The sequence below is a fragment of the Streptomyces vulcanius genome (genome assembly GCF_042653945.1).
GTDB classification, from domain to species: domain Bacteria; phylum Actinomycetota; class Actinomycetes; order Streptomycetales; family Streptomycetaceae; genus Streptomyces; species Streptomyces mangrovi.
The window spans coordinates 431470-449855 of the sequence record NZ_JBHSFK010000001.1 but is presented as its reverse complement, the minus strand read 5'-3'; the positions used below and the strand labels follow the sequence as shown (position 1 = coordinate 449855).

Genomic DNA, 18386 nt, shown 5'->3' with positions numbered 1-18386 from the left:
CCCCCCGCCACCCCCAGGCCCCCCGCCACCCCCAGGCCTCCACCGGCTCAGGCCTCCACCGGCTCAGGCCTCCACCGGCTCAGGCTCCCGCCGGTCCCAGGCACCCACCGCACCCCCGGCCCCCCACCGCGCCACCCAGGCCCCGGAGTCCGGGGGATTCGGGGCGTGGGAGACTGGGGCTTGTGAGTGCGAACGAGGGGCCTGCGGGCCGGCAGCCGACAGCGACGTACGACAGTGCCTTTCTGAAGGCGTGCAGGCGGGAACCCGTGCCGCACACGCCGGTGTGGTTCATGCGACAGGCCGGCCGCTCCCTGCCGGAGTACCGCAAGGTCCGCGAGGGCATCCCGATGCTCGAGTCCTGTACGCGCCCCGAACTGGTCACCGAGATCACCCTCCAGCCGGTCCGCCGGCACGACGTGGACGCGGCGATCTACTACAGCGACATCGTCGTCCCGCTCAAGGCGATCGGCGTCGACCTCGACATCAAGCCCGGCGTCGGCCCGGTCGTCGAGAAGCCGATCCGCACCCGCGCCGACCTCGCCCAGCTCCGCGACCTCACCCCCGAGGACGTCTCCTACGTCACCGAGGCCATCGGCCTGCTGACCGCGGAACTCGGCGCCACCCCGCTCATCGGATTCGCGGGCGCGCCCTTCACCCTCGCGAGTTACCTCGTCGAGGGCGGCCCGTCACGCACGTACGAGAACGCCAAGGCGATGATGTTCGGCGACCCGGAACTCTGGGCCGACCTGCTCGACCGCCTCGCGGAGATCACCGCCGCCTTCCTGAAGGTCCAGATCGAGGCGGGCGCCAGCGCCGTCCAGCTGTTCGACTCCTGGGCCGGCGCCCTCGCCCCCGCGGACTACCGCCGCTCCGTCCTGCCCGCCTCCACGAAGGTCTTCGACGCCGTCGCCGGATACGGCGTTCCGCGCATCCACTTCGGCGTCGGCACCGGCGAGCTGCTGAAGCTCACGAGCGAGACCGGCGCGGACGTCATCGGCGTCGACTGGCGCGTCCCGCTCGACGAGGCCGTCCGCCGGATCGGCCCCGGCAAGGCGCTCCAGGGCAACCTCGACCCGACCGTCCTGTTCGCCGGCCCCGAGGCCGTGGAGGCCAAGACCCGCGAGGTCCTGGAGGCGGCCGCCGGGCTGGAGGGCCACGTCTTCAACCTCGGCCACGGCGTGATGCCGACCACCGACCCGGACGCCCTCACCCGCCTCGTCGAGTACGTCCACACCCGGACCGGCCGCTAGAACGGACGGAACGCGCTCACCACGTGTGCCGGGGCCGCGCCCGTCTGCCGAACAGCAGCCCGCGCGGCTCCGGAGGCGCGGGCGTGCCCGCCTTGAGGGGCCAGGCCAGCAGCATGCCCGCCAGGAAGCCGACGACGTGCGCCGCGTACGCCACCGTGCCCGCGTCGGCGGAGACGCCCTCGCCGGAGGAGTACACCGCCTGGAGCACGAACCAGAAGCCCAGCACCAGCCAGGCCGGCAGCCGCAACGGCAGGAAGATCAGGAAGGGCACCAGGACCCAGACCCTGGCCTTCGGATACAGCACCAGGTAGGCGCCCAGCACGCCCGCGATGGCCCCGGAGGCGCCGATCAGCGGGTCGGTGGAGTCGGCGTTCACCAGGGCGAAGCCGTACGACGCCGCATAGCCGCAGACGACGTAGAACAGCGCGAAGCGGACGTGGCCCATACGGTCCTCGATGTTGTTCCCGAAGATCAGCAGGAACAGCATGTTGCCCAGCAGGTGCAGCCAGCCGCCGTGCAGGAACATCGCGGTGAACACGCTCACCACCGGGTTCTTGTCGTACGTCGGCGGGCCCAGCTGACAGCCCGCTCCGCGCACCTCCCCGGTCGGGACCATCTGCGGCAGCTGATGATGGATCAACTCGCTGGGCACGGCCGCGAAGTGCTCCAGGAAGGCGTGCAGATGGCAGCTCTGGGCCAGAGCGCTGTCACCGGCCACCGAGCCGGACAGACCTGGCATGAACCAGAACACGAGAACGTTCGCCGCGATCAGCGTGTACGTGACGACAGGGGTACGGCGTACCGGGTTCACGTCATGGACGGGGATGACCACAAGGAATTAGTGCCCCCGATCCGTTCGGTGAATCGGTGAACGCCCTTCTGTGGCAGTGCGTATGAGTCGGCAACCGCCCGTGACCCGGGGAAGGCGGGTCACGGGGACGACGTGAGGACCAGACGATGAACGACCGAGTTTCCGCTCCGATGCACGCCACGCCGGACGGCGAGGCGGAGATCGCCCTTGTGGTGCGCATCCCCTGGGAGGACGTGGCACGACTCGGCCAGGAGGCCGGGCGGCTCGCCGCGCAGATGCAGCGGCCGGTAACGCTGGACGAGGCCGTCAGCCACCGGCTGCGGTCGCGGCCGGCGCCCGCCGCGCACGCGAAGCCGATGGAGCAGCCTGCGGCTGTTTCCGCCCTGCCGAGGCTCAGCGGGACTGCCTAGGAGCGTTGCGGAGTGCGGGTGAGCGGGGGGCTGGTCGCGCCCACGCGGCGGAGCCGCAGGTCGACACAGCCCCGCGCCCCCGGGTCAGCGACCGCGGCGCCTGCCTACAGGTTCCGCACCTTCGCCGCCGCCTTTCGTGCCGCGACCAGCACCGGGTCCCACACCGGCGAGAACGGCGGCGCGTAGCCCAGGTCCAGGGCCGTCATCTGTTCCACCGTCATTCCGGCCGTCAGGGCGACCGCCGCGATGTCGACCCTCTTGGCCGCGCCCTCCCGCCCGACGATCTGCACACCCAGCAGGCGGCCCGTGCGGCGCTCGGCGAGCATCTTCACCGTCATGGGGGAGGCGCCGGGGTAGTAGCCCGCGCGGCTGGTGGACTCGATGGTGACCGACTCGTAGCGCAGGCCCGCCCTGCGCGCGTCCTTCTCGCGCAGGCCCGTGCGGGCGATCTCCAGGTCGCACACCTTGCTCACGGCCGTCCCGACGACGCCCGGGAAGGTCGCGTACCCGCCGCCCACGTTCGCACCGATGACCTGGCCGTGCTTGTTGGCGTGCGTGCCCAGCGGAACGTACCGCTCCTGGCCCGAGACCAGGTCGAGGACCTCCACGCAGTCGCCGCCCGCCCAGATCTCCTCATGGCCGCGGACCCGCATCGCCAGGTCCGTGAGCAGCCCGCCGTGCCCGCCGAGCGGCAGCCCCGCGGCCCGCGCGAGGGCGGTCTCCGGGCGGACGCCGATGCCGAGGACCACCACGTCCGCCGGGTACTCGGTGTCCTTCGCGACCACCGCCCGCACCCGGCCGTCCTCGCCGGCGAGCAGCTCCGTGACCTCGACGTCGTTCACCATCGTGATGCCGAGGCCCGTCATGGCGTCATGGACCAGTCGGCCCATGTCCGGGTCCAGGGTCGACATCGGTTCGCCGCCCCGGTTGAGGACGGTCACCTCGTAGCCGCGGTTGATGAGCGCCTCGGCCATCTCCACGCCGATGTAGCCCGCCCCCACCACCACGGCCCGCCGCCCACGCGCGCGTGAGAGCGTGTCGAGCAGGGCCTGGCCGTCGTCCAGCGTCTGCACCCCGTGCACGCCCCGCGCGTCCATGCCCGGCATGTCGGGCCGCACCGGCCGCGCCCCGGTCGCGACGACGAGCTTGTCGTACGACGTCCAGTACGCCGACCCGGCCCCCGAATCGACGTCACGCGCGCGTACCCGCCGCCCGGCCACATCGATCTCCGTGACCTCGGTACGCAGCCGCAGGTCGATCCCGCGCGCCCGGTGCTCCTCTGGGGTGCGGGCGATCAGCTCGTCCGGGCCGGCGACGTCGCCGCCCACCCAGTACGGGATGCCGCACGCCGAGTACGACGTGAAGTGGCCGCGTTCGAAGGCCACGATCTCCAGTTCCCCGGGACCCCTCAGCCGGCGGGCCTGGGACGCCGCGGACATGCCCGCGGCGTCCCCGCCGATCACCACCAGTCGCTCCATGCTCATGCGAACACGCTACGGGGCAGCCGCATTTCAGTCCTGCTCGGGCTCGCCCGCAGGGGCCGTCCGGCGCCGCACCCGCAGCAGCCAGGCCAGGACGAGCACGACGGCCAGCGCGAGGAACGGCAGCACCGCGCCGAAGGCGACGGAGATCCAGCGCAGCATCGTCACGAACGCGTCCCAGCCGCCCGCCAGCGCGTCCATGAACCCCGGGTCGTCGTCCGCGGCCACTGCACGCTGGACCGGCTTCTCGGACAGGCTCAGCGTGACGGTCGCCAGGCCGGTGCGGTCCTTCAGGGACGCCTGCTGGGCGAGCAGCGCCTCCAGGTCGGCCTCCCGAGTGCTCAACTCGCCCTCCAGGGCGACCACGTCGCTCAGTCTGACGGCCCGGTCCATCAGCGCGCGGACCCGGGCGACGCTGGCCCGCTGCGACTTGATGCGGCTGTCGACGTCCACGACCTGGTCGGTGACGTCCTGGGCCTTCGCCGTGCGCTTCAGGAGCTTGCCCGCGCCCTGGAGGTCGGCGAGGACGTCGTCGTACCGCTCGACGGGTACGCGCAGGACGACCCGGGTGCGCTCGGTGCCGTCCTCGCCCCGGGTGGTGGTCTCGTCGCCGACGTAGCCGCCCGCGTTCTCGGTGGACGTACGGGCCTCGTCGAGGGCCTCCGGGACGTCCTTGACCTGAACGGTCAGGGAGGCGGTACGGATGATGTGGCCGGCGGTGGGGAGCTTCGGGGCGGAGGAGGAGGCCTTGGACCCGCTCGGGCCCGCGCCCTCCACGGCGCTGTCGGCGCTGTCGGCGCCGTCGGCCCGGCCGACGGCGGGCTTGCCATCGGCTTTGGAGGCCGAGTCCGCCGAGTCGGCGCCGCCGCATCCGGTGAGCGCGAGAGCGGCGGCGAGCAGGAGACCGGCCACGGTGTGGACCGGCCGTACGGAACGACGTCGTGTGCGCATGTGGGTGTCCCCCCGAGGGTCGTGACGACTGTCACTTCTTCGACGCCGGGGCGGTGCGGGACGTTTGACGCGGACGGTTCCGAAGCGGTCACGGTCGGGACTCGGCCGGGCCACACGCCCCCGGGCGGGGATGTCAGTGGGGTCTGAGAGAGTGGACGGCATGAGCGCAACGGGTGCGGGCACAGGGCATGTCGTCGTCATCGGGGCCGGCATCGCGGGGCTGGCCGCCGCCCACCGGCTGCTGGCGCGCGGCGCGAGAGTGACCGTCCTCGAGGCGTCCGGGCGGGTCGGCGGCAAGCTGCTGCCGGGTGACATCGCGGGTGTGCGCGTCGACTTCGGCGCCGAGTCGATGCTGGCCCGCCGCCCGGAGGCGGTCGCCCTCGCGCGTGAGGCGGGCCTCACCGATCGCCTCCGGTCGCCGGCCACCGCGACCGCCTCGATCTGGACCCGCGGCGCCCTGCGCCCCATGCCCAAGGGCCATGTCATGGGCGTCCCCGGCACCGCCGCCGCGCTGACCGGCGTCCTGTCCGAGGAGGGCCTCGCCCGTATCGAGCGGGATGCCGACCTGCCCCGCACCGAGGTCGGCGAGGACGTCGCGGTCGGTGAGTACGTGGCGGCCCGCCTGGGCCGCGAGGTCGTCGACCGCCTGGTCGAGCCGCTGCTCGGCGGGGTGTACGCCGGCGACGCCTACCGCATCTCGATGCGCTCGGCCGTCCCGCAGCTCTACCAGGCGGCCCGCACCCACACCTCGCTGACGGAGGCCGTCCGCGAGATCCAGGCGAAGGCCGCCGCCAACCAGCAGACCGGCCCGGTGTTCATGGGCATCGAGGGGGGCGTGGGCTCCCTGCCGCTCGCGGTCGCGGAGTCCGTCCGCGCGCGGGGCGGCGAGATCCACACGCGTGTGCCGGTGAGCGAGCTGCGGCGGGAGCCCTCGGGTGGCTGGCGGGTGACCGCCGGGGAGCGCGTCCTGTCCGCCGACGCCGTGGTCGTCGCCGTCCCCGCGCCCGTGGCGGCCGGGCTGCTGGCCGCCGAGGTACCGGCAGCCGCCGCCGAGCTGCGGGCCGTCGAGTACGCCTCGATGGCCCTGGTGACCCTGGCCTACCGCCGCTCCGGGACCGTCCTGCCCGACGGCAGCGGCTTCCTCGTCCCGCCTGTCGACGGCCGCACCATCAAGGCGTCCACGTTCGCCTCCCAGAAATGGGCCTGGATCGCCGACGAGGACCCCGATGTGATCGTCCTGCGCACCTCCGTCGGGCGGCACGGCGAGACGGAGATCCTCCAGAAGGACGACGCGGACCTCGTCGAGGTCTCCCGCCACGACCTGCGCGAGGCCACCGGACTCGACGCCGTGCCCCTGGAGACCCGCGTCACCCGCTGGACCGACGGCCTGCCCCAGTACCCGGTCGGCCACCACGCGCGCGTGGCCCGCGTCCGCGAGCATGTCGCCAAGCTCCCCGGGCTCGCCGTCTGCGGCGCCCAGTACGACGGCGTGGGCATCCCGGCCTGCATCGCGAGCGCGTACGCGGCGGTGGACCAGATCGGCGGCGACCCGCGCGCCGCGGCGTACCTCACGGCGAACCCGGTGCAGAGTCTGCACGGCGGAGCGGGAGAATGAGTCCCATGAGTGACGACGCCCCCACCACCGAGGCCGGCAGGATCCCGAACAAGGGCAAGCTGGCCAAGGACCTCAACGAGGTCATCCGCTACACGCTGTGGTCCGTCTTCAAGCTGAAGGACGTGCTCCCCGACGACGCCACGCGCGCGGGCCTCGCGGACGAGGTCCAGGAGCTGTTCGACCAGCTCGCCGCCAAGGACGTGACGATCCGCGGCACCTACGACGTGTCCGGGCTGCGCGCCGACGCCGATCTCATGATCTGGTGGCACGCCGAGACCGCCGACCAGCTCCAGGAGGCGTACAACCTCTTCCGCCGTACGAAGCTGGGCCGTGCCCTGGAGCCGGTCTGGTCGAACATGGCACTGCACCGCCCCGCCGAGTTCAACCGCTCGCACGTCCCGGCGTTCCTCGCCGACGAGACGCCGCGCAACTACGTCAGCGTCTACCCGTTCGTGCGCTCCTACGACTGGTACCTGCTGCCCGACGAGGACCGCCGACGCATGCTCGCCGACCACGGCAAGATGGCCCGCGGCTACCCGGACGTCCGCGCCAACACCGTCGCCTCGTTCTCGCTCGGCGACTACGAGTGGATCCTGGCCTTCGAGGCCGACGAGCTGTACCGCATCGTCGACCTCATGCGCCACCTGCGCGCCTCGGAGGCCCGCATGCACGTCCGCGAAGAGGTCCCGTTCTTCACGGGCCGCCGCAAGTCCGTGGCCGACCTGGTGGCAGGGTTGGCCTAGGTGGGACCCCCGCGTCCCCAAGGGGGCGCGGGGCTGTATTCGATGTGCGGCTCCGCCACGTGGGCGCGACCAGCCACAACGGCGCCGCAGTTCCCCACAACCTCACTTCTTCTTCTTGGCAGCGCCCGGCTCCGCATGCCCCGCACACGCGGCTCGCCGCACCGGTGTCCTGTCCTGCAACAGATACGCGTCCAGGTGCCCGTTGACGCACCGGTTCAGCCCCCCGGCGATGCCATGCGTCCCGGAGTCCCGCTCCGTCACCAGCACCGACCCGGACAACCGCCGCTGCAACTCCAGCGCCCCGTCATAAGGCGCGGCGGCGTCCCGCTCGGAGGCGAGGATCAGCGTCGGCGGCAGCTCACCGGTTCCGGCCCGCACATCGAGCGGCTGCTGACGCGGCGCGGTCCAGTACGCGCACGGCAGGTTCGCCCACACGTTGTCCCAGGTCTCGAACGGTGCCACGCGCGCGAGCCGGGTGTTGTCCCGGTCCCACACCTTCCAGTCCGTCGGCCAGGGCGCGTCGTTGCACTCCACGGCCGTGTAGACGGCGGCCGAGTTCTCCGCCTCCACCGCGGCCTCCTTGACCGGCCCGGCCTGCGCGATCAGCTGCCGAGGGTCGCCCGAGAGATAGTCCGACAGCGCCTGCGCCCGGTGCGGCCAGTAGTCGTCGTAGTACCCGGCCTGCAGGAACGCGCCCTGCAACTGCCCCGGACCGACCTTGCCGCCGGCCGGCTCCGCGGCCAGCCTGGCCCGCGCCCGTTCGTAGCTGCGCAGCACCTTCTCCGCCGTGTCGCCGAGGCCGTACACGTCGTCGTGCCGGGCGATCCACTCCCGGAAGTCCGCCCAGCGGCTCTCGAAGGCCACCGACTGGTCGAGGTTGTTGCGGTACCAGATCTTCGCCGGGTCCGGGTTCACCGCCGCGTCGAACACCATCCGGCGCACATGGGAGGGGAACAGCGTCGCGTACACGGCGCCGAAGTAGGTCCCGTACGAGGCCCCCATGAAGTTGAGCTTCTCCTCGCCCAGCGCGGCCCGCAGCACGTCCAGGTCCCGGGCGTTGTTGAGGGAGTTGTAGTGCCGCAGCGCGCCGCCCGCCCGCTTGGCACAGCCCCGCGCGTACGCCTTCGCCTCCGCGATCCGCTCCTTCTTGTACGACTCGGAGGGGTGCGTCGGCGCGGGGGAGGGGCCCTTGAAGAAACGTGCCGGGTCCTGGCAGGACAGCGGGGCCGAGCTGCCGACGCCGCGCGGGTCGTAGCCGACGAGGTCGTAGGCGGCGCCGATGCGCTTCCACTCGGGGACCAGGCCGATCAGCGGGAAGTGCAGGCCGGAGCCGCCCGGACCGCCGGGGTTGAAGACCAGCGCGCCCTTGCCGGGCACCCGGAGCTTGCTGTTGTGCGGGTCGCGGTGGGTGGCCTCGACCCGGCTGACGGTCAGCTCGATCTGCTTGCCGTTCGGCCGTGTGTAGTCGAGCGGGACCCTGACGGTGCCGCACTTCAGGCTGGCCGGCAGGTCCTCGGCGGCGGGGCACTTCCCGAAGTCCACGCCCCTCGCGGCGGCCCGCGCGGCGGCGAGCGCGACACCGGTGGGAGCGGCGGCGGCTCCCGGTGTGCCGCCCGCCGGGGCGGCGGTGAGGGTGGTCAGGAGCAGGGCTCCCGTGGCCGAGTAGAGGGCGGCGGCTCTCATTCGCGTGTCCCTTCGGTGCGCGGCGGCGACAAAAGGGATGTTTCGTTCGGTGGTGGGGTAAGGCAAGCACCGCTCGCGGGTGTCGGCGCCAATGCTTCCTGTGCGCCCCCTGCCGGCCGTACGCGCCGTGACGCGGTGGGGTCAGAAGTGCTCGTTCTCTTTCTCGTGCGCCTCGCGGTGGGCGAACGCCGCCCGCAGGTCCGGCTCACCGACCGCGCGGATGCCGAGCACGGCGACGGAGGTCAGGTACGACCGGTCGTCCCCCGGGCCGCCGGGACCCCCGGGGCCGCGGGTACGCCGGGCCAGGGCCCCCAGCAGCCGCTGCCCGGCCGGGGAGGCCCAGCGCGAGTACGGGTGCACCTCGACCCGCGCTATCGCCAGACAGCTCAGGGTGAGCGCGAGGGGCAGCGCGAACCACACCGCGACCAGGTCACGGGGCATGTCGCTGGCGTGGCCGGCCGGTACGGGCATCAGCAGCGCGACCGCGCCCACGGCCAGGACGAAAACGGCGGCGAGCCGCACCTGCCGTACCCCCGCCGCCACCGTCGTACGGGCCCCGTCGGGCACCGCGAGGCCCGCGCTGACCAGCCGGTCGGCGAGACCGCGCACCGCGTCCGCGGCCGCCGCGGCGGTCCGCACCGGCGCGATCCGGGACTGCCCCTCGGGCCCGATCGCCCCGATCACCGACTGCTCCATCTCGTCGCGCCCGCGCGGGTCGACGACGGTCGCCCAGCCGGTGCGGGCGAGCAGCAGCCGCCGCTGGCGCGCCATCGACACCATGGTCAGATCGGCGACCCGGCCGGGACCCCCGGACAGGAACGCGGCCTCGTACAGCGTGAGGCGATGTCCGTCGGCCGTGCTCTTTCCGGTCTCCTCTACGGCCGCGGCGCGCACGGCGGCCAGACACAGCCGTGTGCAGGTCGCGCCCGCGACGGCCCAGGCCAGCAGCAGGAGAAGCACCCAGAACATGACGTGTTTCTATGCCATGTACACGGGAATGCGCCATGCCCTTTCCACGATCCGGACGGAGCGTTGTCGGTCTGTGACGTTCCGCTTCAGCCCACGGTCGGCGGCGGGCTGGCCGCGGCGGACGGCAGCGTGTAGGTCGGGGACGGCGAGGGGGACAGCGGCACCACGGTCCCGGGGTCGCTCGTGGGGCCCGGCGGGCCGGGCGAGAAGGTCAGCGGCGGCGTGCTGGCCGCTGCCAGGTCCTGGGCCAGGGCGTCGAAATTGACGTACCCGGTGGCCTCCAGGATCTTGATGTGGTCCAGGACGGTGGTGTTGGCGTCGTCGGCGAGCGTGCGCACCAGCGAGTTGCGGGTGGCGGCCCGGACCTGCGCGACGAGGGAGAACACCCGGCCGTGCGCGAGCCGCAGGATGTTGGCGAACTTCACGTCGTACTGCACGCCCTGCGCCGCGCTCAGCTCCGCCAGCCAGCCCTGCTGCTGGTCGTTGGGCTCGTTCGGCAGGGCGAGGCCCAGCTTCGCCGCCACGTCGCGCACCTGTTGGTCCAGGAAGGTGTGCCCCTCGACCAGGTGCTGCCCGGCGGTCCGTACGGCCTGGGTCGTGCCCTTCTGCTCCGCCTGCTGACCGGCCGGCAGCTCCCACAGCCCGGCCAGCCGCACCTTCGTGATGAACTCGCGGTCCAGCGCGGACAGCGGCCCGTACCGCGTCGACACGGTCTCCGCGTTCAGCACGGCGACACCGGTCCCCGCGCGGTCGGCATACGACCACACCGGGAAGACCAGCGCCGCGAGGGTCGCCGCCAGGCCCGTGATGATGAGCCCGGTACCACTGAAAATACCTCTGCCCGGTACGGGCGGTCGCGGTCGCATGCTGCCTCCCGCGTCGGGGATGGGACTCGCATGCTACTGCGCCCGCTGCGTCAAGTTCCGTATGGGGGCGAAGGGTTGCATCCTGGGCATCAAGGACGAATGGGGGAGCCGTACGTGACGGCATAGCGGTCGCAACATGAATCAAACGGGCGGTGAACTGGCTTCATGGGGCACCGGTGTTAAACCGGGCACATTCCGGGGTGACCCGGGCTGTCGTCCTTATCGCCGAGCCAGTTGGAGTCCCCTGCGCAGCCAGTGCGGCCGGGGCCGTGGCGCGGGTCCGGAGCGGTCCAGCCACCAGCGGCGCAGCTCGCGGCGGGCCCGGCCCTCCTCCAACCGGCCGTCCAGGAGGAGGTGTTCGGCGAAGTCCAGGGCATCGCGACGGTAGCCACCGCGCATCGGGTGGTGCTGGGCGTACCCGAGGAACCCGGCCCGGTATCCGCCGCCGAGGATCAGCGGCAGCTCCGGCGCCACCTTCGCCACCACGTCCGCCCGCTTCGCCGCGAGCGAGCGCGCCTGCACACCCAGCCGCACCCGGTCGAACCCCTCCGGCACGGGCGTCCCCGCGACCAGCGCGGACAGCAACGAGGCCTGAGCGAGCCCGAGCCGCTGCCGGCTCTCACCGAGCCCTGCCGACTCCGGTTCCCTGACAGCCGGAGCGGGTTCGCCTCCCGCCGGGCCCGCGACGCCGGTCCCGGCGCTGGTGTCCCGCACCCGCGCCCCGGCAGTCACCGCCTCCCGTATCGCCCTCAACTCCCCCTCCAGCTCGGCCGGTTCGGGGAAGTTCTCGTCGCGTTCCAGGAGCACCCCGGGTGGGGACACCCGGGAGGTGAGGTCGGTCAGGATGTCGAGGACCGGGCGGGGGACGGGGTGGGCGTGGCTGTCGTGCCAGACGCCGTCCCGTTCGAAGCCGCCCGCGACATGGACGTAGGCGATGGCCTCCAGAGGCAGTTCGGCGAGCGCCTTCGCCGGGTCCTCACCACGGTTGACGTGGTTGGTGTGCAGGTTGGCGACGTCGATGAGGAGTCGTACGCCCGTCCGGTCGGCCAGCTCGTACAGGAACTGCCCCTCCGTCAGCTCCTCGCCGGGCCAGGCGATGAGCGCGGCGATGTTCTCCACGGCGAGCGGCACGGGCAGCGCCTCCTGCGCGATGCGCACATTGGCGCAGAGCACGTCGAGGGCGTCGCGGGTGCGCGGCACGGGCAGCAGATGCCCGGCCTCCAGACCCGGCGACGCGGTCAGCGCCCCGCCCGCGCGGACGAACGCGATGTGCTCGGTGACCAGCGGCGCGCCCAGCGCCTCCGCACGCTCGGCGAGGGCCGCCAGCCGGGCCTCGTCGGGCCGCTCCGCGCCGCCGAGGCCGAGCGAGACCCCGTGCGGGACGACCGTGACCCCCCGGTCGAGCAGCCGCAGCAGGGACTCGGGGAGATGGCCCGGGCAGGTGTTCTCCGCCACGACCTCGACCCAGTCGATGCCCGGCATCCGCTCCACGGCGTCCGCGATCTCCGGCCGCCAGCCGATGCCCGTTCCCAGTACCGTCGCCGTTCCTGGTCGTGTCATGGCCCCGCCTCCTCCGTGCCGTGCCCCCTCGGTGGTGTCGGGGGTATGACCCCGCCGCGTTCCCCCGAACCACCCGCCGCACACCTTCAGAGCAACATTTGAGGTTCGCGGCCGGGACGGCTCACCTCAGGGCGGGATGGTCCGCGACCACCGTGCAGCTGCCCGGCGCGATCTCGGTGAAGCCGGCGTCCCGCACCAACGGCAGCCCGCTCACCGTCAGCTCACGCCACCGCTCGGGCCCCGCCGTCCGAACGGCGAGCGGGAAACCGGCCTCGCGCCAGGCGGCCCGCTCCTCCTCCGACAGCTCCCACCAGGCCAGCTGGGCGCCGTGCCCGGCCTGCGCCATCGCCTTGCCCGCGGACATGTCGAGGTCGGGGTTGAGCCAGATCACCGGGGCCGTCGGATCGGCGCCGAGGGGCGGTTCCGGGTCGTCGAGGTCGGTGCCGGACACCTGGAGCCGCGCCAGGTCCTTCGGCCAGCCGTCCAGCGGGACGGGCGGGAAGACCCGTACCTCGGCCGTCTTGCCGGTGACCGTGACGCCGGGCAGCGCCTCCGCGCGCCGCCACTCGGCGCCCCGCGCCCGCCGCACCACCTTGCGGATCCGCGCGTCCTGCCAGTCCCGCATCACCTGCGCCCACTCCCCGTCCGCCACCGACCGCTCGTCGCTCAGCACGACGAGCACGGCTCGGGCGGCCGTCTCCAGGGCGTCGGTACGGGCGGGCGGTGCGGCCTTCTCCACCCGGACCACCAGGGGCAGCACGAACTGCGGCGCCTGGTCACGGGGGTTCGGCTCGGTCTGGAAGGGGCTCTCACTCACAGGCGCAGGCTACTGGACCCGCCCGGGAGGCCGGATCCCGCACGCCCCGCACCCGCGGTGGGAGAGGGTGGCCCCATGGAACGCGCGCTCCGTCTGACCGCGGTGGGCCGACGCTACGGCGTCCGCGGGCCCTGGGTTCTCCGCGACGTCCACCTGGACCTGCCGCCCGCCGCCCTCACCCGCGTCGAGGGCCCCAACGGCACCGGCAAGTCCACCCTGCTCCGCCTCCTGGCCCGCGTCGACGCCCCCACGGAGGGCACGGTCACCGGCCGCCCCCGCACCGCCTACGTCCCGGAGCGCTTCCCGTCGGCGCTCCCCTTCACCGCCCTCGACTACCTCACCCACCTCGGCACCGTCCACGGCCTGACCCGCAAAGCGGCACGACGCGCCGCGGGCGACCGGCTGGACCGCTTCGGCGCCGCGGCCCACGCCCTCACCCCTATGAGCAGCCTCTCCAAGGGCGGCAGCCAGAAGGTCGCCGTCGCCCAGGCGCTCCTCGCCGAACCGGAGCTGCTGATCCTGGACGAGGCCTGGACCGGCCTCGACACCGAGGCGCGCGCCGAACTGGAACGGGCCGTCGCCGAGCGCACCGCGGCCGGGTCGGCCGTCGTCTTCGTGGACCACGACCCCCGCCGTCTCGCCGGCGCGGCGGACGCCGTCCACACGGTCCGCGACGGCACCCTCCACCGCCGTACCGGGGAACCGGCCGTCGCCGACGGCCCGGGGGCGGACGGCCCCCGGACGGTCGTCGTGGTGCGCGGTCCGGCGCCGCTCCCGCCGGAGGCGCTGCGCCTCGCCACCGCCGAGGAGACGGCCGACGGCGCCCACCGCCTCACCGTCCGCGCCTCCCACTCCGACGTCGTGCTGCGCGCCCTTCTGTCCGCGCACCGGCCGTACCACGTGGTGAGCGTGAATCCCCTCGACGTGAACCCCGCCGACCCGGAAGGCCGCGGATGACCGCCAGGACTGCCCCGACGGTGCGCTACCAGACCGCGCTGCTCCTGCGCTCCCAGCGCTGGCTGCCGCCGTTCCTGCTGTACGCCGCGTTCCTCGGGATCGGGGTGCAGGGCGGCCAGCCGCTGCTGGACTCGCTGGGCTACTCGGCCGCCGCGCTGCTGCCGGTCGCCGCCTGGCTGGTGCGGATCTGCGTCGGCAACGAGCCCCCGGCGGCCCGTACCGTCGTCGCGGCGGCGGTCGGCCCCGCGCGGGCGCATCTGGCCTGCGTCCTCGTCGCACTGGGCACCGCCACGGTCTTCGGTACGGCGGCGACGGCGCTCGTCGGCTTCATCAGCGACCCCGTGGGCGCCGACCACCAGCGGCGCGTCCCCGTCCTCGCCGCCACCGCGGCCGGCCTGCTCGCCGCCCTGACCTGCGCCCTGCTCGGCACGGCCGTCGGCGTTCTCACCTCCCGGCCGGTGCTGCGCACGACCGGCCGGGCGGTCCCGGCGCTGCTCATCGCCGCCCTGCTGGCGCTGGTGGTGTCCGGTTCCCCGGCGCACGCGGCGGTCAGCGGCCTGGTCGGCGGCTCGCACTCGGCGACGGTGCGGCTGCCGGTCCTGCCCCTGGCCGCCGCCGCCCTCGTCACGGCCGCCGCGACGGCGGCGGCCTGCGCGCTCACCTCCCGCAGGTCACCCTGAACAGCAGGTCACCCTGAACAGGCGGTCCGCTGCGCCTCCTGCCACTCGCAGACCGGGCACAGCGTGATCCCCTTGTACGACTCCGGGTACTCCGTGGGCTTCCGGCACAGCACGCACTCGGCGTACGGCGGCCCCTCCGCCTTCGGCGGCTTCGTCGCGTCGATCAGACAGTACGAGTCCTCGCTCATACCTCCAGCGTACGAGCCTCAGCGCCGTCCGCCGGCGGCCCCGATCAGCTCCGACACCTTCACGAACCGGTAGCCCCGGCGGCGCAGTTCCGGTACGGCCTTGCGCACCGCCCGCTCGGTCGTCGGGGCGGCGCTGCGGGTGCAGTGCATGACGACGACCGACCCGGGCCGCACCCCGTCCAGCACCTCCTGGGCCACCGCGTCCGCGTCCGTGGCGAAGGCGTCCCCGCTCACCACGTCCCACTGCACCGCGGTCACCCCGAGGCCGCTCACCGCGCGCAGCGCCGCGCGGTCGTAACAGCCGCCGGGGAAGCGGAAGTACGGCATCGGATCCGGCACGCCCGCCCGGCGGAACGCCGTGTACGCCCGCTCCACGTCCGCCCGCATCCGGTCCTCGGGAAGGTCCGGCAGGCCGTAGCAGTCGCCGGTGAACGCGTAGTGGCTGTAGGAGTGGTTGGCCACCTCGAACCCCGGGTCGCGCCCGATCGAGCGAGCCTGGTCCGGGTACTGCTCCGCCCACCGCCCGGTCATGAACACGGTGGCCGGCACCTTCAGCTCGCGCAGCGCCGCGATCAGCCCCGGATTGTCGAAACGCTCACCGGACGCGGCCCGCGGCCCCTGGTCGGCGGTCATGTCGGCGTCGAAGGTGAGCGCGACCACCCTGCCGTCCGTACGGGCGCCGTTCTCGAAGACGGGGGTGAGCCCGGCGGGGCCCGGCGCGAGGGTCGGGGGCCGGGAGGGAGTGACGGACGGCGGGATCGAGGGCGACATGGAGACGGTCGGCCGGGAGGGCGCCCGAGTGGTGCCGCAGGCCGTGAGGGCGGCGCCGAGGGCACAGAGAGCGGCAAGACGACGTACGGAAATGATCACCGTACGAACGTAGAAGGTGAAGGAAGGGTTCTACGACGGTACGACCGCGTCCCTCCGGCGGGTCACCCGTCCGGGCCCTCCACCTGGGGCGGGGGCGGCTGTGGTGGGCCCTTCTCCGGCTGTGGGTCCTTCTCCGGCGGTGGGCCCTTCTCCGGCTGTGGGTCCTTCTCCGGCGGTGGGCCCTTCTCCGGCTGTGGGCCCTTCTCCAGGAAGCGCAGGAGTTCCACCGGGATCGGCAGGACCAGGGTGGAGTTCTTCTCGGCCGCCACCGCCATCACCGTCTGGAGCAGCCGGAGCTGGAGGGCGGAGGGGGTGGCCTCCATCTGCTGGGCCGCCTCGGCCAGCTTCTTCGACGCCTGGAGTTCGGCGTCCGCGTTGATGATGCGGGCGCGGCGCTCCCGGTCGGCCTCGGCCTGGCGGGCCATGGAGCGCTTCATCGTGTCCGGCAGGGACACGTCCTTGATCTCGACCCGGTCGATCTGCACACCCCAGCCCACGGCCGGGCTGTCGATCATCAGCTCCAGGCCCTGGTTGAGCTTCTCGCGGTTCGACAGCAGGTCGTCCAGCTCGCTCTTGCCGATGATCGACCGGAGCGAGGTCTGGGCCATCTGGGAGACCGCGAAACGGTAGTCCTCGACGTTGATCAGCGCCGCCGAGGGGTCCACGACCCGGAAGTAGACGACGGCGTCGACCCGGACCGTCACGTTGTCGCGGGTGATGCCCTCCTGGGCCGGGATGGGCATCGTCACGATCTGCATGTTGACCTTGCGCAGCCGGTCCACACCGGGGATCACCATGGTGAATCCCGGCGTTCGCACGGTCCCGCGCAGCCGGCCCAGCCTGAGGACCACCCCGCGCTCGTACTGCTTGACGACCCGCGCCGCCACCCCGACATACACGAGGCCGGCGGCGCCGACCCCCGCTGCCACGCCCAGCAGCTCCTGGAGCATGACGACCTCCTAGGAAAGAAAGCCGTGCCGTCTGCTCCTGCAACGATATGCCCGTCGCCCGGCCCGGGGCCACGTCCCGGACCCCGGGCCGGACGACGAGGCTCGCCGGCTAGGCGGTGACCTTCACCGGCTCCGTGCCGACCGCGCTGTGCCGTTCCACCCAGGTTTCCAGGGCCGTACGGCAGGCGTGGTCGAGGTGGTGCAGACCGGAGAGGTCCAGCTCCACCGGGCGGTCCTGCGGAAGGGACTCCAGACTGTCGAGGATCTTCGGCAGCTTCAGGAAGGTCGCGTTGCCCGACAGGTACGCCTGGATGGGACCCGCGCCCTTGTCGACGACCTCCAGCCTGAGGTGCGATGCCTCCCACGCCGTCTTCGCGACGGCGAGCGCCAGACCGACGAGGACGCCCTCGAACATGCTGACCGCGACGATCGACACGGCCGTGACGACCAGGATCAGCGCCTCGCCGCGGTGCTCGCGCCACAGGGACACGATCGAGCGGACCGGGACCAGCTTGGCGCCGGCGTGGACGAGGATGCCCGCGAGCGCCGGGATCGGGATGTAGGCCAGCACACCGGGCAGCAGTGCCGCGAACAGCAGCAGCCACACGCCGTGCAGCACCCGGGACGCCTTCGTCCGGGCGCCTGCCTGGACGTTGGCCGCGCTGCGCACGATCACCGCGGTCATCGGCAGCGCGCCGAGCAGCCCGCAGAGGGCGTTGCCCGCGCCCTGCGCGACGAGTTCCCTGTCGTACTCGGTGCGCGGACCGTCGTGCAGCCGGTCCACGGCCGCCGCGCTGAACAGGGACTCGGCGGACGCGATCAGGGTGAACGCGACGATCGTGCCGAGGAGTCCGATGTTCGCCAGCTCACCGAACGCGGACAGCGACGGCGGCTGGATCGAGCCGAGCAGGCCGTGCACCTCGACGGTGGCCACCGGCAGGTCGAGCAGCAGCGCGGCCAGGGTCGCCAGGCCCACCGCGGCGAGCGGTCCCGGCACGGTACGCACCTTCGCCGGCAGCCGCTTCCACAGCACCAGCACCGCCACGGTGCCGGCGCCGAGTGCGAGCGAGGCCGACGCGGCGCCGGACACCGCGTCCACGAGCGCCCCGGGCAGCCCGGCGATCTTCCCCAGGCCCGACTCCGGGGCCTTGGCGCCGAACATCGAGTACAGCTGACCGGCGATCAGGACCAGGCCGATTCCGGCCAGCATGCCCTCGACGACGGAGACCGAGATGGCCCGGAAGTAGCGGCCCAGCCTCAGGACGCCCATCGCGATCTGCAGGGCGCCGGTGGCGAGGACGATCACTCCGAGGGCGGGCAGGCCGAACTCCCGCACCGCCTCGAAGACCAGCACGGTCAGTCCGGCCGCCGGACCGGACACCTGCAGGGAACTGCCCCGCATGAGCCCGGTGACGAGGCCGCCGACGATGCCGGTGACGAGCCCGAGTTCGGCCGGCACGCCGGAGGCCACGGCCACGCCCACGCACAGCGGGAGCGCGACCAGGAAGACGACGAGCGAGGCGGCGAAGTCCTGCCTCAGGTGGGGATACTTGGCTATGCGCCGGGGGCCGCGGTCGGTCATCGG

18 protein-coding genes are annotated in these 18386 nt (G+C 73.1%); 6 read left to right on the top strand and 12 right to left on the bottom strand.

Going from position 1 to position 18386, the window contains the following annotated elements:
- Nucleotides 1-182 precede the first annotated feature (182 nt).
- Nucleotides 183-1250: a uroporphyrinogen decarboxylase gene (hemE, locus tag ACFPIH_RS01965; protein WP_381166571.1), complete on the top strand. Its 1068-nt coding sequence runs from the start codon at nucleotides 183-185 to the stop codon at nucleotides 1248-1250.
- Nucleotides 1251-1266: 16 nt separating this feature from the next.
- Here the strand turns inward: hemE and ACFPIH_RS01960 are convergent, their stop codons facing one another.
- Complete coding sequence (locus tag ACFPIH_RS01960; RefSeq protein WP_381166569.1) at nucleotides 1267-2082, bottom strand: rhomboid family intramembrane serine protease; 816 nt, start codon at nucleotides 2080-2082, stop codon at nucleotides 1267-1269.
- A gap of 125 nt (nucleotides 2083-2207) precedes the next feature.
- On the opposite strand from ACFPIH_RS01960, the gene ACFPIH_RS01955 reads away from it, so the two are divergent.
- Nucleotides 2208-2471 carry a hypothetical protein gene (locus tag ACFPIH_RS01955; RefSeq protein ID WP_381166567.1) on the top strand — a complete coding sequence of 88 codons (264 nt, stop codon included), beginning with the start codon at nucleotides 2208-2210 and terminating at the stop codon, nucleotides 2469-2471.
- A gap of 104 nt (nucleotides 2472-2575) precedes the next feature.
- Here the strand turns inward: ACFPIH_RS01955 and ACFPIH_RS01950 are convergent, their stop codons facing one another.
- Together ACFPIH_RS01950 and ACFPIH_RS01945 are read right to left on the bottom strand one after the other, a co-directional pair.
- Nucleotides 2576-3955, bottom strand: coding sequence for an FAD-dependent oxidoreductase (locus ACFPIH_RS01950; protein WP_381166565.1), 1380 nt, complete (start codon nucleotides 3953-3955; stop codon nucleotides 2576-2578).
- Between the two features lie 27 nt (nucleotides 3956-3982).
- On the bottom strand, nucleotides 3983-4903 hold the full coding sequence (locus ACFPIH_RS01945) for a DUF4349 domain-containing protein (RefSeq protein WP_381166563.1): 921 nt from the start codon (nucleotides 4901-4903) through the stop codon (nucleotides 3983-3985).
- A gap of 160 nt (nucleotides 4904-5063) precedes the next feature.
- Between ACFPIH_RS01945 and hemG the strand changes: the two genes are divergently transcribed.
- Nucleotides 5064-6518 carry a protoporphyrinogen oxidase gene (hemG, locus tag ACFPIH_RS01940; protein ID WP_381166561.1) on the top strand — a complete coding sequence of 485 codons (1455 nt, stop codon included), beginning with the start codon at nucleotides 5064-5066 and terminating at the stop codon, nucleotides 6516-6518.
- A gap of 5 nt (nucleotides 6519-6523) precedes the next feature.
- The gene (gene hemQ / locus ACFPIH_RS01935; protein ID WP_381166559.1) at nucleotides 6524-7261 is read left to right on the top strand and encodes a hydrogen peroxide-dependent heme synthase; all 738 of its coding nucleotides are present in this window, start codon (nucleotides 6524-6526) and stop codon (nucleotides 7259-7261) included.
- 102 nt (nucleotides 7262-7363) lie between these two features.
- Here hemQ and ACFPIH_RS01930 read toward each other — a convergent pair whose 3' ends face one another.
- From ACFPIH_RS01930 to ACFPIH_RS01910, 5 genes are all read right to left on the bottom strand, one after another.
- Nucleotides 7364-8944, bottom strand: coding sequence for an alpha/beta hydrolase (locus ACFPIH_RS01930; RefSeq protein WP_381166557.1), 1581 nt, complete (start codon nucleotides 8942-8944; stop codon nucleotides 7364-7366).
- 141 nt (nucleotides 8945-9085) lie between these two features.
- Nucleotides 9086-9913, bottom strand: coding sequence for a TIGR04222 domain-containing membrane protein (locus tag ACFPIH_RS01925; protein WP_381166555.1), 828 nt, complete (start codon nucleotides 9911-9913; stop codon nucleotides 9086-9088).
- 86 nt (nucleotides 9914-9999) lie between these two features.
- The gene (locus ACFPIH_RS01920; RefSeq protein ID WP_381166553.1) at nucleotides 10000-10779 is read right to left on the bottom strand and encodes a DUF4142 domain-containing protein; all 780 of its coding nucleotides are present in this window, start codon (nucleotides 10777-10779) and stop codon (nucleotides 10000-10002) included.
- Between the two features lie 219 nt (nucleotides 10780-10998).
- Complete coding sequence (locus ACFPIH_RS01915; protein WP_381166551.1) at nucleotides 10999-12339, bottom strand: MbnB/TglH/ChrH family RiPP precursor modification enzyme; 1341 nt, start codon at nucleotides 12337-12339, stop codon at nucleotides 10999-11001.
- Nucleotides 12340-12460: 121 nt separating this feature from the next.
- The gene (locus ACFPIH_RS01910) at nucleotides 12461-13156 is read right to left on the bottom strand and encodes a peptidyl-tRNA hydrolase (protein ID WP_381166549.1); all 696 of its coding nucleotides are present in this window, start codon (nucleotides 13154-13156) and stop codon (nucleotides 12461-12463) included.
- Between the two features lie 75 nt (nucleotides 13157-13231).
- Between ACFPIH_RS01910 and ACFPIH_RS01905 the strand changes: the two genes are divergently transcribed.
- Together ACFPIH_RS01905 and ACFPIH_RS01900 are read left to right on the top strand one after the other, a co-directional pair.
- Entirely contained in the window at nucleotides 13232-14113 is an 882-nt protein-coding gene (locus ACFPIH_RS01905) for an ATP-binding cassette domain-containing protein (protein ID WP_381166547.1), read from the top strand.
- Entirely contained in the window at nucleotides 14110-14793 is a 684-nt protein-coding gene (locus ACFPIH_RS01900; protein ID WP_381166545.1) for an ABC transporter, read from the top strand. Before ACFPIH_RS01905 ends, ACFPIH_RS01900 begins: the two co-directional genes overlap by 4 nt.
- Nucleotides 14794-14801: 8 nt before the next feature.
- On the opposite strand, the gene ACFPIH_RS01895 is transcribed toward ACFPIH_RS01900, so the two are convergent.
- The 4 genes from ACFPIH_RS01895 to ACFPIH_RS01880 all read right to left on the bottom strand — a co-directional run bounded on the left by ACFPIH_RS01895 (nucleotide 14802) and on the right by ACFPIH_RS01880 (nucleotide 18383).
- On the bottom strand, nucleotides 14802-14981 hold the full coding sequence (locus ACFPIH_RS01895; RefSeq protein WP_381166543.1) for a hypothetical protein: 180 nt from the start codon (nucleotides 14979-14981) through the stop codon (nucleotides 14802-14804).
- An 18-nt stretch (nucleotides 14982-14999) separates the two neighbouring features.
- The gene (locus tag ACFPIH_RS01890) at nucleotides 15000-15851 is read right to left on the bottom strand and encodes a polysaccharide deacetylase family protein (protein ID WP_381166541.1); all 852 of its coding nucleotides are present in this window, start codon (nucleotides 15849-15851) and stop codon (nucleotides 15000-15002) included.
- A 62-nt stretch (nucleotides 15852-15913) separates the two neighbouring features.
- The gene (locus tag ACFPIH_RS01885; RefSeq protein ID WP_381166539.1) at nucleotides 15914-16801 is read right to left on the bottom strand and encodes a slipin family protein; all 888 of its coding nucleotides are present in this window, start codon (nucleotides 16799-16801) and stop codon (nucleotides 15914-15916) included.
- A 109-nt stretch (nucleotides 16802-16910) separates the two neighbouring features.
- A complete protein-coding gene (locus ACFPIH_RS01880) occupies nucleotides 16911-18383 on the bottom strand; it encodes a SulP family inorganic anion transporter (protein ID WP_381166537.1) in 1473 nt (490 codons plus the stop codon).
- Nucleotides 18384-18386 lie beyond the last annotated feature (3 nt).